13 protein-coding genes are annotated in these 15614 nt (G+C 69.4%); 3 read left to right on the forward strand and 10 right to left on the reverse strand.

Features of this window, described 5'->3' with window-relative positions; genetic code table 11:
* Window positions 1-21 precede the first annotated feature (21 nt).
* Window positions 22-1977: a molybdopterin-dependent oxidoreductase gene (locus QK291_RS07920; protein WP_282380649.1), complete on the forward strand. Its 1956-nt coding sequence runs from the start codon at window positions 22-24 to the stop codon at window positions 1975-1977.
* 82 nt (window positions 1978-2059) lie between these two features.
* Here the strand turns inward: QK291_RS07920 and QK291_RS07925 are convergent, their stop codons facing one another.
* The 8 genes from QK291_RS07925 to QK291_RS07960 all read right to left on the reverse strand — a co-directional run bounded on the left by QK291_RS07925 (window position 2060) and on the right by QK291_RS07960 (window position 10501).
* Window positions 2060-3484, reverse strand: coding sequence for a pyridoxal-dependent decarboxylase (locus tag QK291_RS07925; RefSeq protein WP_282380651.1), 1425 nt, complete (start codon window positions 3482-3484; stop codon window positions 2060-2062).
* A 99-nt stretch (window positions 3485-3583) separates the two neighbouring features.
* Window positions 3584-4378: a TSUP family transporter gene (locus QK291_RS07930; RefSeq protein WP_282380653.1), complete on the reverse strand. Its 795-nt coding sequence runs from the start codon at window positions 4376-4378 to the stop codon at window positions 3584-3586.
* A gap of 13 nt (window positions 4379-4391) precedes the next feature.
* Window positions 4392-6203 (reverse strand): proline--tRNA ligase, encoded by a 1812-nt coding sequence (locus tag QK291_RS07935; protein WP_282380654.1) that lies wholly within the window; start codon window positions 6201-6203, stop codon window positions 4392-4394.
* A 520-nt stretch (window positions 6204-6723) separates the two neighbouring features.
* Window positions 6724-7611, reverse strand: coding sequence for a GNAT family N-acetyltransferase (locus tag QK291_RS07940; RefSeq protein ID WP_282380839.1), 888 nt, complete (start codon window positions 7609-7611; stop codon window positions 6724-6726).
* On the reverse strand, window positions 7574-8740 hold the full coding sequence (gene ispG / locus QK291_RS07945; protein ID WP_069951145.1) for a flavodoxin-dependent (E)-4-hydroxy-3-methylbut-2-enyl-diphosphate synthase: 1167 nt from the start codon (window positions 8738-8740) through the stop codon (window positions 7574-7576). Before ispG ends, QK291_RS07940 begins: the two co-directional genes overlap by 38 nt.
* Window positions 8741-8778: 38 nt before the next feature.
* Window positions 8779-9072, reverse strand: coding sequence for a YciI family protein (locus QK291_RS07950; RefSeq protein WP_282380657.1), 294 nt, complete (start codon window positions 9070-9072; stop codon window positions 8779-8781).
* Between the two features lie 158 nt (window positions 9073-9230).
* On the reverse strand, window positions 9231-9737 hold the full coding sequence (locus QK291_RS07955) for a hypothetical protein (protein ID WP_282380659.1): 507 nt from the start codon (window positions 9735-9737) through the stop codon (window positions 9231-9233).
* The gene (locus tag QK291_RS07960; protein ID WP_282380660.1) at window positions 9734-10501 is read right to left on the reverse strand and encodes a MarR family transcriptional regulator; all 768 of its coding nucleotides are present in this window, start codon (window positions 10499-10501) and stop codon (window positions 9734-9736) included. The genes QK291_RS07955 and QK291_RS07960 overlap by 4 nt, the downstream gene beginning before the upstream one ends.
* A gap of 317 nt (window positions 10502-10818) precedes the next feature.
* Here QK291_RS07960 and QK291_RS07965 point away from each other — a divergent pair, with 317 nt between their 5' ends.
* Entirely contained in the window at window positions 10819-11373 is a 555-nt protein-coding gene (locus QK291_RS07965) for a hypothetical protein (protein ID WP_282380661.1), read from the forward strand.
* Here QK291_RS07965 and QK291_RS07970 read toward each other — a convergent pair.
* Entirely contained in the window at window positions 11357-12688 is a 1332-nt protein-coding gene (locus QK291_RS07970; RefSeq protein WP_282380663.1) for a site-2 protease family protein, read from the reverse strand. The genes QK291_RS07965 and QK291_RS07970 overlap by 17 nt on opposite strands.
* A 19-nt stretch (window positions 12689-12707) precedes the next feature.
* Window positions 12708-13892, reverse strand: coding sequence for a 1-deoxy-D-xylulose-5-phosphate reductoisomerase (gene dxr / locus QK291_RS07975; protein WP_282380665.1), 1185 nt, complete (start codon window positions 13890-13892; stop codon window positions 12708-12710).
* 206 nt (window positions 13893-14098) lie between these two features.
* Between dxr and QK291_RS07980 the strand changes: the two genes are divergently transcribed.
* On the forward strand, window positions 14099-15595 hold the full coding sequence (locus tag QK291_RS07980; RefSeq protein WP_282380667.1) for a lipase maturation factor family protein: 1497 nt from the start codon (window positions 14099-14101) through the stop codon (window positions 15593-15595).
* Window positions 15596-15614: the final 19 nt, after the last annotated feature.

Here is a 15614-nt window from a genome sequence, read left to right on the forward strand (position 1 = left end):
CCCCGGACGAGGGTGGGGTGCATGCACGAACCCTGGGAGGGGCGCTCAAACTCCGTGCCCGAAGGGCACACGAAGCGGACCAATGACGATCCGTTTCTCCGGTACGCAGCCCGCTTCGACCGGCCGATCGGGGACGTCCGGGGCATGCTCCGCCCCCCGGGCGCTGAACCAACGGCGGTTGCCCGTGCGCTCGGGTTGCCCGCCGCGGCGGTCCAGGGACCGGCGTCGTTCTTCAGCGATTTCTCCGCGCCGCGCGGATCGCGGCATGTCCGCGTCTGCACCGCCACCGCGTGCTTCGCGGCGACTGCCGGAGCCCACGTGGCCGAGGTGGAGGCGGCTCTCGGGGTAGAGGCGTGGAGCCGGACGGCGGACGGCTCCGTTTCGATCCAGGCGGTGCGCTGCCTCGGCTACTGCTTCGCCGGCCCCGCAGCCCTAGACGGCGACCAGGCCTGCGCCGGCCCCGATCTGGCCGCGCAATTGCGGGGGGAATCCCCGGCCAAGGCGCCGCCCCGTCTGGTGGTGGATCCCCGCCGCACCTCACTGGCCCGGCACGCCGACGTCCACCTTCGGCCGCGGCCGGGAACCAACGTGGCCGTGTTCAACGGCCTCGCACACGTCCTGGTCCGCGAGGGCCTGGTGGACGAGGACTTCCTCAACACCCGCACCAGCGGCCATGAGGAACTGCTCGGGTTGCTCGGCGACTATCCGCCGGACCGCGTGGCTGAAATCTCCGGCGTACCCGCGGAGGACCTGGTGCGCGCGGCCGTGATGTACGGGCAGTCGCTGGCTCCGGCGATCTTCTATGGACTCGGGGTGACCGAACACCTGCACGGCACGGACGGTGTCCGGGCCCTCTCCAACCTGGCCCTCCTGCGCGGGGCGGTTGGACCCGGATCCGGCGGCGGGGTGAATCCGCTGCGCGGGCAAAACAACGTCCAGGGGGCATCGGACATGGGGGCCCTCCCCGATCTGCTGCCCGGATACCAGAAAGTCAACGATCCCGAAGCGTGCTCAAGCTTCGCCGCTGCCTGGCGGACCAGCCTGCCGCCGCGGCCGGGACTTCGGATCCCGCAGATGTTCGCGGCCGCCCGGGGCGGGGCGTTGAAGGCCCTGTGGGTGATCGGCGAGGACGTACTCACCACCGACCCCAACAGCACGGAGGTGCGGGCGGCACTGGAGGCCTGCCCGCTGGTGATCTGCAACGACCTGTTCCTCTCCCCCACGGCTGCCGCCGCCGACGTCGTCTTCCCGGTGGCGGCTTGGCTCGAGAAGGACGGCACCTTCGTCAACTTCGACCGGCGCTTCCAGCGGGTCCGCGAGGCCGTGGCTCCCCCGGCTGGGGTCCGCACGGACTTTGCTGTCCTGGTCGACGTCGCGGCCCGCATGGGGGCGGATCTCGGCTGCGCGACGCCGGCTGAAGCCATGGCGGAATGCGCCACGGTCGCGCCGCTGTTCGGGGGAATCTCGCACCCGCGCCTGGACCGGGACGGTCCGCTGCACTGGCCGTGCGTGTCGGCCGAATCCCCCGGAACGCCCCGGCTGTATCAGGACCGCTTTGCCACCCCTGACGGTCTGGCGCATCTGGCAGCTCGGCCCTACCTGCCGCCGGGCGAGCAATGCGACGCGGAGTTCCCTTTCCTGCTGATCACCGGTCGCCGGGGAGAGCATTACAACTCCGGCAGCATGACCCGCCGCACCGACAACCTGCACCTGCTCACCGAAGAGACGGTCTACGTCGACCCCGGCGACGCGTCCGCGCTGGGCCTCGGTGAGGGCGATTACGTCCGGCTGGACAGCCGGCACGGGGCGGCGGTCCTGCGGGTCAGGATCACGGACGACGTGGAACCCGGGCAGGTGTTTGCCGGCTTCCATTTCCCCGGCGCCACGGTCAACAGCCTGACCTCCTCCCAGACGGATGAGGTCACGGGCTGCCCGGAATACAAGGTGGCGGCCGTCCGTCTGGCCGTCCACGCCTGAGCCGGCAGGAACATGCAGGTCTGAGCCGGCAGGAACGTCCACGCCTGAGCCGGCGGGAAGAGTGGCCGCGCATCCCGGGCGGTCAGCCGCGGACCGCCGCCACGGCATCCCGGACGGCGGCGACGGCGACTGCCACGTCGGCGTCGTCTGTGCTCCGGTTGCTGACGGAAATCCTGAGGATGTCGCGGTCCCGCCAGCGCGACCCGGACATCCAGACCCGCCCGTCGGCAATGATCCGCGCCGTCACCGCACGGGTCGTGGCGTCGTCGCCGAAGGCCAGCGAGACCTGGGTGTAGTCGACGTCGTTGAGCACCTCGACGCCTTCCAGGGCGGAGAGCTGCTCCGCCAGTTGCCGGGCGTGCAGCACCAGCCCGCGGACCTGGGCGGCCACCCCGTCCCGGCCCAGCGATTTCAGCGCGGCCCACACCGGCACCCCGCGGGCCCGGCGGGACAGTTCCGGCACCGACTCGAAGGGGTCCGCCGCGCCGTCGGCGTCCTGGATCAGGTAGCTGGTGTGCAGGCCCATGGCGGCCCGCAGCGCCTGGGCGTCACGGACCACCGCGATGCCGCAGTCGTAGGGGACGTTGAGGGTCTTGTGCGCGTCGGTGCCCCAGGAATCGGCGCCCTGCAGCCCGGCGGTCAGCGCGGCGAGCTCCGGGACGGCGGCGGCCCAGAGCCCGAACGCGCCGTCCACATGGACCCAGGCGCCGTGTGCTTTGGCGATGGCGATGGCGATGGCCTCCGTGAACGGATCGAAGGCTCCGGAGTGCAGGTTCCCGGCCTGCAGGCAGACCAGCAGCGGGGCCGGGCCCGATCCGGCTGCCGACGCCTGTTCAACGGCGCTCGCCAGGGCCCGGTCCAGCTCCCGCGGGTTGATGCGGCCCTGCCGGTCCGCGGGGACCACGGTGGGCCGCCCCAGCCCCAGATACCTGAGGCCGAGGTCGATGGTGTCGTGCCGTTCCTGGCCCACGAAGCAGCGGATCCGCGGGGCGCCGGAGAGGCCGTCGCCGTCGAGGTCCCAGCCGGCGTCGGCCATCAGGCGCCAGCGGGCGGCGGCCAGCCCGGTGAAGTTGGCCATCGTGGCGCCGGTGGCAAAACCGACGTCGGACCCTTCAGGAAGCCCCAGCAGCTCCAGCAGCCAGGTGCCGGCGGCCTCCTCGATGGCCGCCGTCGCGGGGGTGGCGAAGCGCAGTCCGGCGTTCTGGTCCCAGGCACTGACCAGCCAGTCCGCGGCCAGCGCCGCCGGCAGCGTGCCTCCGATGACCCAGCCGAAGAACCGTCCGGAGGGCATGGCCATCAGCCCTGGTTCGGCCTTCGTGGCGAGGTACTCCACCACCTCCGCTGCCGGCATGCCTTCCCGGGGCAACGGACCGCCGAAGTCGGCAGCGAGGTCTGTCGCGGACACACGAGGGCCCACAAGCCGTGTTTCCTGGCTCTCCAGCCACTGGCGGGCGTGCCGGGCCGCCGTCTCCAGGGCATCGCTGTAGCGTTCTTCAGGTGCTGACATAGCTGCATGCTAAGCCCGCGGCCAGACGACGGGCAGTGGGGTCAGGCAGGACAGCAATTCTGGACGGGCAGCGGGGGTGGGCGCCCGGCGGCCGGCGGGTCAGGCGAAGTTCTCCTGCCAGATGTCCGCGCCGAGCTTGATGATCAGCACACCCACCACGGCCAGGAACACGATGCGGATGAACTTGTTCCCGTGCCTGACGGCGGTCCGGGCCCCGAGGTAGCCGCCGGCCATGTTCGCCACGCCCAGGACCAGCCCGAGTCCCCACAGCACGGCACCATGCGGCACAAAGAACAGCAGGGCCCCGGCGTTGGTGGCCATGTTCACGATCTTGGCCTTGGCGCTTGCCTCGAGGAAGGCGTACCCCATCGCCGAGACGAGCGCGATGATCAGGAAGGACCCGGTGCCGGGGCCGATCAGGCCGTCGTAGAACCCGATCACGCCGCCGATCAGGCACGCCAGCACATAGTGCCGGTGGCCGTTGTGCCGCAGCCGGGTCAGCTCCCCGACGTTCGGGCGGAAGGCCGTGAACAGCGCGACGGCGACGAGCGCCACCAGGATGATGGGTTTGAACACGCTCGCCGGGAGGTTCGCGGCGAGCACCGCCCCGCCGAAGCTGCCGGCCATGGCTATCACCGCCATGGGCAGCGCGGTCCGCAGATCCGGCCGAACCCGGCCGTAGTAGGTGACGGCGCTGGTCGTGGTGCCGAAAATCGACCCCATCTTGTTCGTCGCCAGCGCCTGCACCGGGCTGATGCCCGGCACCAGCAGCATCGCCGGGAGCTGGATCAGTCCCCCGCCGCCGACGACGGCGTCGACCCAGCCCGCGGCGAAGCCGGCGACCACGATCAGGATCAGGGTGCTGAGCTCGATCGACTCGAGTCCGGAGACCACGCCTGACTGCGGGTTAGCTGTTGCGGACGGCGTCGACCACGTAGCCCACGGCCTTCTCGACGGCGATGTTTTCGGCGTTGCCGCTGCGGCGGTCCTTGATCTCGACCACACCGTCCACGAGCCCTCGGCCGACGGCGAGGATGGTCGGGACGCCGACGAGTTCGGCGTCGCCGAACTTCACGCCCGGGGACACCTTGGGACGGTCGTCGTAGATCACCTCGAGGCCGGCGGCCTCCAGTTCGAAAGCCAGCTTCTCCGCGGCGGCGAAGATCTCCTCGCCGCGGCCGACGGCCACCACGTGGACATCGGCCGGAGCGACGGCGCGCGGCCAGATCAGGCCCCTGTCGTCGTGGTTGGATTCGGCCAGGGCCGCGACGGCGCGGGTGACACCGACGCCGTAGGAACCCATGGTGACCACGACCTGCTTGCCGTTCTGGTCCAGGACCTTCAGTTCCAGGGCCTCGGCGTACTTGCGGCCGAGCTGGAAGATGTGGCCCATTTCGATGCCACGGGCGGTTACCAGCGGGCCGGAGCCGTCGGGGGCCTCGTCGCCGGCGCGCACCTCGGTGCACTCGATGACGCCGTCCCAGCCGAAGTCGCGGCCGGCGACCAGACCGAAGACGTGCTTGCCGGCCTCGTTGGCGCCGGTGACCCAGGCGGAACCGCTGACCACGCGCGGGTCAACGAGGTAGAGCAGCTTGGCGGCGCCCTCGGTTCCCAACAGCGGCGCGTCCAGGGACAGCCCGGGGCCGAGGTAGCCCTTGACGATGAGGGGCTGCTTCTTGAGGTCCTCTTCGTTGGCGGCCTCGAGGATGATTTCGCCGGCGATCGGCAGGAAGGATCCGATGTTCGCCTCCACGCGCTTAAGATCGACGCCGCGGTCCCCCGGAACGCCGATGACGACGATCTGGCGTTCGCCGGTCGGCAGCGTGACGGCGAGGACGACGTTCTTGAGCGTGTCAGCGGCGGTCCAGGCGCCGCCGTCGGCCTCGGCGCGGGGCACCAGGACGTTGGCGGCGTCCACCAGGGTTTCGATGGTGGGGGTGTCCGGGGTGTCCCGGACCTCGGCAGCCGGGGCGCTGCTGAAGTCGATGTCTGCGGGGACCACGGTAGTGACGGCCTCGACGTTGGCCGCGTAGCCGCCCGCGGAACGCACGAAGGTGTCCTCGCCGATCTCGGTGGGGTGCAGGAATTCCTCGCTCTTGGAGCCGCCCATGGCGCCGGCGGTAGCGGCCACCGGGATGACCTCGAGGCCGAGGCGCGCGAAGATCTTCAGGTAGGCGCCGCGGTGCGCGGCGTAGCTGGCGTCCAGGCCGGCGTCGTCGACGTCGAAGGAGTAGGAATCCTTCATGATGAACTCGCGCCCGCGCAGCAAGCCGGCCCGGGGACGTGCCTCGTCGCGGTACTTGTTCTGGATCTGGTAGATGCTCAGCGGCAGGTCCTTGTACGAGGAGTACAGGTCCTTGACCAGCAGGGTGAACATTTCCTCGTGCGTGGGCGCCAGCAGGTAGTCGTTGCCCTTGCGGTCCTTGAGCCGGAAGATGCCCTCGCCGTACTCGGTCCAGCGGTTGGTGACCTCGTAGGGTTCCTTGGGCAGCAGGGCCGGGAAGTGCACTTCCTGGGCGCCGATCGCGGCCATCTCCTCGCGGATGACCGTCTCCACTTTGCGCAGCACACTCAGCCCCAGCGGAAGCCAGGTGTAGATGCCCGGGGCGGCCCGCCGGATGTAACCGGCGCGGACCAGGAGCCGGTGGCTGGCCACCTCGGCGTCGGCGGGATCTTCACGCAGGGTGCGCAGGAACAGCTTGGAGAGTCGAAGGACCACTGGGTATCTATCCGTTTCTGGGAAGGTGCGGGGCAAAGCAGCAAAGCTGTAAATAATGGAGCTGTAAATAATCGAGCTGTAAATAACCGAGCTGTAAATAGTGCGGCTGTGAACAAAGCCGTGAATCAGTAGCACCGGAGGACCGGCACACGCGTACCTACTAATCTACCGTCAGCCCGGACACGGAAGAGCCACGCCATAACTGACGGAAGCCCCTGGCCGTCTCCGGCTGGTCATCCTGTCATGACGTGGCTCTGCGGTCCCAGCACCGCCAAAGAAATGGCCGTGAGTTCCGTTGTGTTGCCCTCAAGGGCGTCTGCGTCCCCGGCCGCTGCTCCCGGGGAAACACGTGCACATGCGACACGGCTAGATCGAACTTATGTGACCCAGGGCACTAAAACAAGAGTCCGCATTCAGATATCTTCTGTGATGCCGGTGTTACTGCTGGTTAGGAAGAGTACTGCTGTGAAACCAGAGGTTCCGCAGCGGAACCGTAGGTTAGAGCTGATGAACCCTTCGGTTAGAAGAGCACGGTGGCAAACGTGCCGACCTGGCGGAAGCCGACCCGCTCGTAGGTGGCACGGGCCCGGCTGTTGAAGTTGTTCACGTAGAGGCTCGTGACCGGGGCGAGGGTTTGGGCCAGGACGACGGCGGCGGCCATGTACCCGGCGCTCAGGCCCTGGCCGCGGAACTCCGGGTTCATCCAGACCCCCTGGACCTGCGTCACCTCGGGGGTGACCGCACCGAGTTCGGCCTTGAAGACCACTTCGTGTGCGGGGTTCAGGTGGACCATCGAATGGCCCTCGCGGATGAGGCCCTTGACCCGGCGGCTGTAGTACTCCCGGCCGCCAAGGTACGGCGAATATCCCACTTCCTCTTCGAACATCGCCGCGCAGGCGGGGAGGATCTTGTCGAAGTCCGCCAGCTGGCCGAAGCCCAGCCGCGGGTTGGGGGCCACGGCGGGAGGACCGGAGATCGTCATCAGCGGCTGGTCATCGCGGATCTCATGGGCCGTCTGCCCGGACTGTTCCAGCCCGGAGTACAGTGCCAGGACCGTCTCGGCCGGGCCGAAGATCGAGGCATACCGGCGCCCGGAGCGGTGCGCGGCCGCAGCCACCACGCTGGCAAGCCCGGGGTCCAGCTGGACCGGCACAAGGTTCGCGCCGGCCCAGCAGGCGCCCAGGAGGGTGCCGCCGTCGAACACGCCCAGAATGCTGGCACCGCCGGTGGTGGGAGCCGCCGAACCGGCGGTGGCCAGATGGGACAGGACGAAAACATTCGCGACGTCGTCCTGCCGCGCCAGGTCCACCAGCTGGGATGTATCCGAGCCCCCGAGGGTCCGGACTGCGACGCCGGGAGCGGCGCCGTCCTTACGAGACGCTAACCACGGGGCTACCCTTGACAGCATCTTCGCCATCGGCCTCCCCCATCTCTTCAGCGATACGCATGGCCTCTTCGATCAGTGTCTCAACAATCTGGTCCTCCGGCACAGTCTTGATGACCTCACCCCGCACAAAGATCTGTCCCTTGCCGTTGCCCGAGGCAACGCCGAGGTCGGCTTCGCGCGCTTCGCCCGGTCCGTTGACGACGCAGCCCATCACGGCAACGCGCAGCGGGATCTCCATGCCTTCCAGCCCTGCGGTGACCTGCTCGGCGAGTGTGTACACGTCCACCTGGGCGCGGCCGCAGGACGGGCAGGAGACGATCTCGAGTTTGCGTGGTCGCAGATTGAGCGACTGCAGGATCTGGTTGCCGACCTTGATCTCCTCCACCGGCGGGGCGGAGAGGGAAACGCGGATGGTGTCACCGATGCCGCGGGACAGCAGGGCGCCGAAGGCCGTGGCCGACTTGATGGTGCCCTGGAAGGCGGGTCCGGCCTCGGTGACGCCGAGGTGCAGCGGCCAGTCGCCCTGTTCGGCGAGCATTTCGTAGGCGGCGACCATGATGACCGGGTCATTGTGCTTGACGGAGATCTTGAAGTCGTTGAAGCCGTGCTCTTCGAACAGCGACGCTTCCCAGACCGCGGATTCCACGAGGGCTTCCGGGGTGGCCTTGCCGTACTTTTTCAGGATTCCGGGCTCCAGCGATCCGGCGTTGATGCCGATCCGGATGGAGGTGCCGTGGTCCTTCGCCGCGCGGGCGATTTCCTTAACCTGGTCATCGAACTTGCGGATGTTGCCGGGGTTCACCCGGACCGCCGCACAGCCTGCCTCGATCGCGGCGAAAACGTATTTGGGCTGGAAGTGGATGTCCGCGATCACGGGGATCTGGGACTTCCTGGCGATGATCGGCAGGGCCTCGGCGTCGTCCGCGGACGGGCAGGCGACGCGCACAATGTCGCAGCCGGAGGCCGTGAGCTCGGCGATCTGCTGCAGGGTGGCGTTGATGTCCGTGGTGGGCGTTGTGGTCATCGACTGCACGCTGATCGGCGAATCGGAGCCGACGCCGACCGAACCCACCTTGATCTGGCGGGTCTTGCGGCGCGGGGCGAGGACGGGTGGCGGTGCTGACGGCATTCCCAGGCTGACCGAGGTCACATGGACTCCTTGTATCGAGGTAGGGCTGGCGGGGACGGCTAGGCGGCGTGGCCGGCCAGGAGGCCGGTCAGGGGTGCCCAGATCGTCGTGCGGGTGCCGGAGATGGCACCGGCGGCGTTGAAGGGATCCCGCTTGAGGACCTCATTCAGGGCCTGCTCGTCGGCAGCCTTGAAAATCAGCAGGGCGCCGGCGCCGTCACCGTAGGGGCCGCTGGCGAGCAGCGTTCCGTCCTGGGCAAGTCCCGCGGTCCATTCGCGGTGCGCCGGGCGGGTGGCGGCGCGGGCTTCGGAGGATTCGACATCGTATACGTACTCAACAGCAAAAACAGTCATACGGATACACTATCGCCCCGTGGGCCAGGTACCCATCCGGGGCGGACGGCCGGTGGCTTACTTGCCCCTGCGGGCGGACGGCCGGGCGGCGTACTTGCCCATCCGGGCGGACAGGCGGGCGGCGTACTTGCCCATCCGGGGCGGACAGGCGGGCGGGGTCAGCCGAGGAAGAACACTTTGGCCAGGGCAGCGACGCCGGCCGCCCACAGCAGGGAGGTGAGGGTGCCGATGATGAACCGCTCCGCGGCGACCGGTGTCTCCTTCAGTTCGGCGAAACGGCCCAGGCCCTTGATCGCGACGACGTAAGCGATGGCGACCGGTTGGCCCGCGAGGATCGCGAGGCAGACCGCCAGGCGCTCCAGCACGCCGATGATCGCGCCGCCGCGCAGGATCCTGACGCTGCTGACCGAAAGGGCCGCGGAGCCCGCTGCCGCGCCGGGCGTGGCGGGCGTGCCGGGAGTGGCGGCCGCGCCGGATGCGGTACCGGTGGCGGCCATGGGATCAGCGGTGGCATCCGCCGCCGGGTCGTTTGCCGGGTCGGCGGCTCCGGCACCTGCCTCCTGCCGGTCATCGATGGTCCGGGCGAGCCGGAAGACCAAGGCCGTCACCGGCCATCCGACGAAGCCTGCGGTGAGCAGGGTCAGGGTGATCCAGAGCGCGTTCACCGGTCTCCTTCCGTGCTGTCCCGGGGGCGGGTATCCGGGTTCTGGGGCCCGCCCGCGTCCGGGTTTCGGTCTGCGGGCTGCCCGCGGGCGTCGTCGTCGGCGGCAATCACTCCGTGGGCGAAGGCCAGCAGCATCTCCGCCGCAGGCCTCGCGGCCCATTCTTCCTGCCAGCCGGAGCGCAGCAGCGCACGGCTCACCGATTGTTCCGTGATTCCCAGTTCCTGGGCAGCAATCTTCTGCGTGCCATGCGTGCCGGCGTGGCCATGCTGCACCGAGCGCAGCACATCCACGACCTTCCACTGTGCGGCCGTCCGGTCCTGGACCAGCCGTCCGATCAGCCGCAGCACCGCCTCGGCGTTGGCGCAGGCGCGGGCGCCGGCGGATCCCGCGGGCGAGGGAGCAGCCTCTCCCCTGCGCAGGCCGCCGGAGACGACGGCGATGGGCACGTGCGCGGCGCCAGACTTGGCTTTCTCGACGGCCGCGCGCGCCGCCACGAAGGCCGGCCCGGATCCTTCCCGCGGGCTGGCCGGCAGCGGCTGGTCCACCACCCCCACCCCGACGCCCACGTACCAGCGCCCGCTGCGCAGGGCGTGCAGCGCGATGTCGACGACTTCGTCCGGGCGTTCCACAACTCCCTGGACTTCGTCGCCGACGGACCGCTCGAAGCGCCCGGCAGTGGAGAGCCCGGCCAGTTCCGCCAGGAGTTCCGGGACACGGTCGACGTCGGCGCTGCTGCCGCGCTGGTCGATGGTCATGACGTACATAACCCCACCTTAAGGGGCTGATCCTTCGGAATCAATCATTTTCAACTGATTACTAAAAATAAGCCGAAATAAACTGATAAAGCATAATCAGCGTTCTCCGGTTCGCCGGCGAGGTCGCCGGGACGCCGGCCCGGGCATCCGGTGGCCGTTCGGGGCATCAGGCGGCCGTCCGGAGGCAACAGGCGGCCGTCCGGAGGCAACAGGCGGCCGTCCGGGGGCATCAGGCGGCCGTCCGGGGGCACTTTGACCCGAAAACGGCGGGTTCCGTCGTCCATTGCGACGACGGCGGCGGCAAAGTGCCCCCGGACCGCGGGGCAATGCCAACGAAGGGCAGGCCGGGCACCGGCGCCGTTGACAGCTCAACCGGCGCCGGTCCAGTCTGGGGCACATCAACCACGACGCCGCGGAGGTGGGACGGTGCCGACAGCAGCGGGAGCGGCGTTCATCGCCTTCGGCCTCGGCTCCCAGCCCTGCTCGCCGCCTACTTCGCCGCACGGCGGTGGCGTTCCTGGCTCGCGGACCGCTACGGCTGGGTGGCCTACGCCGCCGCGGGACCCGGGCTCCCGCTCCTTGCCGGCGGGCAGTCCTGGCGGCTGTACACGGGCCCGCTCCTGCTCGGCTGCTGGGGCGGTGTTTGGCAGCTACCTGGACCTCTGGCGCCGGTGGAATGGCGCTTACTGCCCAGGCTTGGCCTGCTGATCCCGTACGTGGCGCTGTACTTCTGGGCCCAGATGTTCCTGTGGTGGCCGCTCTGGGACCTCCAGCGCGGTGCGTGGGCCGCGTTCCTGGTCCTGTTTTCCGTCAACACAGCCCTGAACCTCAGGGGACATTTCCGCAGGCCGGCAGGCCGCCGCGTCAGCCGAAGAGGTTGACCGGTTTGACGATGTCCGCGTAGATCAGCAGGGCGCCCATGCCCATCAGCAGCACCGCCACCACGTAGGTGACCGGGAGCAGCTTGGCGATATCGAACGCGCCGGGGTCCGGGCGGCCGAAGAGCTTGGCGATCCTGCGGCGGGCACCCTCGTAGAGCGCCCCGGCCACGTGGCCGCCGTCGAGCGGCAGCAGCGGGATGAGGTTGAAGACGGCCAGGGCGAAGTTGAGTCCGGCCAGCAGCCCCACGAGGGTGGCCACCCGGGACTGCATCGGCACCTGCTCCATCGCGGCGACCTCCCCGGCCACCCGCCCCACGCCGACCACGCTGATGGGTCCGTTGGGGTCGCGCGGGGCCTCGCTGAACGCCGCCTCCGCCACGCCTGCCACCCGGGCCGGGAGGTTCAGAACAACGCCGGCGATCTGCTTGATGTTCTCGCCCGCCATCGGCAGGACGGTCGACGCCGGCTGCGGCACGAGCGCGGTCTGCGCCCCGATGCCCAGGAAGCCGACATCCTGGTACTGGAGGGTGCCGTCGGCGCTCTTGGCCTGGCGGCCGTCGTCGCCCACCACGGGCCGCGCGGAGAGGACCGGGGTGACAGTGGTGGTGACCGGGACGCCGTCGCGCGCCACCGTGATGCTGACCTGCCGGTCCGCGGACGCGCGGATCCAGCCGGTGAGTTCATCCCAGCTGGTCACGGCCTTGCCGTCGAAGGAGGTGATGACGTCGTTGGGCAACAGACCCGCGGCGGCGGCGGGCGTGGGCCGGCAGTCGGCGGAGTCCGGGTCCACGGTTTCGCCGGCCTTGACCTGGCATTTGGAGACGTCGGCGATGGTGGTGGTCTGGGTGGCGGTGCCGAAGCCCATCAGCAGCACGGCCGTCAGCCCGAGCCCGATGAGCATGTTCATGGCCGGGCCGCCGAGCATAATGATGATCTTCTTCCAGACCGGCAGCCTGTAGAACACCCGGTTCTCGTCTGCGGGTCCGACTTCCTCGTGCGCCTGCGAGCGGGCATCCGAGGCGAGGGACTGGAACATCCCGGTGCTGGAGGTGCGCACGGTGCCGTCGTCCTTGTTCGGCGGATACATGCCGATCATGGACACGAAGCCGCCCAGCGGGATGGCCTTGAACCCGTATTCGGTGTCGCCCTTCTTGCGGGACCAGAGCGTGGGCCCGAAGCCGATCATGTACTTGGTGACCCGGACCTTGAACAGCTTGGCAGGCAGCAGGTGGCCCACCTCGTGCAGGGCAATGGACACGGCGATGCCGATCGCCACAAAGACGACACCGAGGATAAAGAGGAGGACGGGACTCATGCTTGTATCTGCTGCTTCCTTAGACGCTTCTGACGGCTAAACGTTCGTGGGTGCGGGCGCGTGCCCATCTTTCAGCATCCAGCACCGACTCCACCGTCAGCCCGGAGGAGCCTGTGTGTTCGCTGAGTACTGCTTCGATGGTATCGACGATGTCGGTGAACCGGATCCGGCCGGCGTGGAAAGCCATCACGGCCTCCTCGTTCGCGGCGTTGAAGACTGCCGGGTAGGTGCTCCCCCGCCGGGCGGCGTCCTTCGCCAGCCCGACGGCGGGGAACGCCTCGGTGTCCAGCGGCTCGAAGGTCCAGCTGGTGGCCTGGGTCCAGTCGCACGGCCGTGCCGGGCCGGGGACGCGGTCCGGCCAGCCCAGGCCCAGGGCAATCGGCAGGCGCATGTCCGGCGGCGAGGCCTGGGCGATGGTGGAGCCGTCGATGAACTGGACCATCGAGTGCACCACGGACTGCGGGTGGACCACGACGTCGATCCTCTCCAGCGGGATGTCGAAGAGCAGGTGCGCCTCGATCACTTCCAGGCCCTTGTTGACCAGGCTGGCGGAGTTGGTGGTGACCATCAGGCCCATGTCCCAGGTGGGGTGGGCGAGGGCGTCCTGCGGGGACACACCGTGCAGCTGATCCCGGGTCATGCCGCGGAACGGGCCGCCGGAGGCCGTGAGGATCAGCCGGTCCACCTCGGCCGCGGTGCCCGAGCGCAGGCACTGGGCGATGGCGGAGTGTTCGGAGTCGACCGGGACGATCTGGCCTTCGCGGGCCGCGGCTTTGACCAGGGCGCCGCCGACAATCAGGGATTCCTTGTTGGCCAGTGCCAGGGTCGCGCCGGACTTGAGCGCGGCCAGGGTGGGCGCCAGGCCGATGGAGCCGGTGATGCCGTTGAGCACCACGTCGGCCTCGATCTCCGCGATCCGGGTGGACGCGTCCGGCCCGGTGATGATCTCGGGACGGTAGCCGGTCACCCCGGCCGCGCCGGCGGCGTCGTCGATCAGTGTCTGGAGGGCGCCCGGGTCGCCGGACGCCACACCGATGGCCCCGGCCCGGGTGTGGACGGCCTGCCCGGCGAGAAGTTCGAGGTTGCCGCCGCCCGCGCTGAGCGCCACGACCTCGAAAAGGTGCGGGGCGCCGTCGACGACGTCAATCGCCTGCGTGCCGATGGAACCGGTGGACCCGAGGAGGACGATCTTGCGCGGCTGCATGGTTACAGTATCCCGCACCGCGTTCCCTGCTGGGGTATCCCGCGGGCGGCCCAGACCGGCGATCCGGGGGCACATTGCGCCCGGCCATGCCGTCGGATGGCCGGAAAGCCCTCGTTGGCGCCTCAAAGCTGCCCCGGACGGACGCGGGCCGGTAACGGATGCCGCCGCGCATTGACGCCGCGGCCCGCGGGCGTAACGTGGGGATCGTGGAGTGGACGGCCTGGTTTGACGCGCCGGAGTACGAGTTCGCCCGGCAGGTGCTGCAGCGCGGCGTCGCCACCATCTACTTCGTGGCCTTCCTGTCCTCGCTCAACCAGTTTCCGGCCCTCCTCGGCGAGCGCGGGCTGTTGCCGGTGCCGGCGTTCCTGGCGCGCTCCAGCCGCCTGCGCCGGCCCACCCTGTTCAGCTGGCGCTACTCGGACCGGCTGCTGCGGGCCGTCTGCTGGGGCGGCATGGCGATTGCCGCCGCGATCGTGCTGGGCCTGCCGCAGCTTGGCCCGCCGTGGGTTCCCATGCTGGCGTTCCTGGCGCTGTGGCTGCTCTATATGTCCATCGTCAACGTGGGGCAGACGTTCTATGGCTTCGGCTGGGAAATGCTGCTGCTGGAGGCGGGCTTCATTGTGGCCTTCCTTGGCTCCAACCAGACTCCCCCGCCGCGCACCATCCTGATCCTGCTGGCCTGGCTGGTGTTCCGCCTGGAGTTTGGCGCGGGCATGATCAAGATCCGCGGCGGCCGGGAGTGGCGGGACCTGACAGCCCTGTACTACCACCACGAGACCCAGCCGATGCCGGGGCCGCTCAGCCGGCAGGCGCACCTGCTGCCCAAGGCGTGGCACCGGATGGAGGTTTTGGGCAACCATTTCGCCCAGCTGGTCGTGCCGTTCTTCCTCTTTGCCCCGCAGCCGCTGGCCAGCGTGGCCGCGGGGATCATCATCGTCACCCAGCTCTGGCTGGTGGCGAGCGGGAACTTCGCCTGGCTGAACTGGATGGCAATCCTGCTCGCGTTCGCCGCCGTCAGCGACCCGGTGGCGCATGCGCTCGTCCCGGCGATCCCGCTCGACTGGCGCCCTGCTGCCGGCACAGCTACGGAAACCGCCGCTGCAGGCGCTGCCGGCGCGGCCGGCAGCCAGGCTCCGGCCGCGTGGCTAGTCGTGGTCCTGGTCGCCACTGTGCTGCTCGTGGTGCTCAGCTACCGCCCGGTCGAGAACCTGTTCTCCCACTACCAGCTGATGAACGCCGCCTTCAACCGCTGGCAGCTGGGGAACACCTACGGCGCGTTCGGCACGGTCACGAAACAGCGGATCGAGATCGCCGTGGAAGGCACGCTCGCCGCCGAGCCCGACGACGCGGCGGACTGGCGGGAGTACGGCTTCCGCGGAAAGCCCGGCGAGGTCCGCCGGATCCCGCGCCAGTGGGCGCCCTACCACCTGCGCCTCGACTGGCTGATGTGGTTCCTGCCGCTGCGCACCGTGCACGAGCAGTGGTTCTACGCCTTCCTGGCCAAGCTGCTGGAGGCCGACCGCCCCACCCTGCGCCTGTTGCGGCATGATCCGTTCGACGGCGCCCGGCCCCGCTGGGTGCGGGCCAGCAGCTATCTGTACCGCTTCGCCACCCGGAAGGAATTCCGCGCCACCGGCCAGCGCTGGCTCCGGATGGTACTGGACGAGTCCATTCCGCCGCTGTCCCTGCCGCCGGATGGCTGATGCCGCCGTGGGACCGAGG

It is taken from the genome of Arthrobacter sp. AL12 (genome assembly GCF_029960645.1).
Classification (GTDB): Bacteria; Actinomycetota; Actinomycetes; order Actinomycetales; family Micrococcaceae; genus Arthrobacter.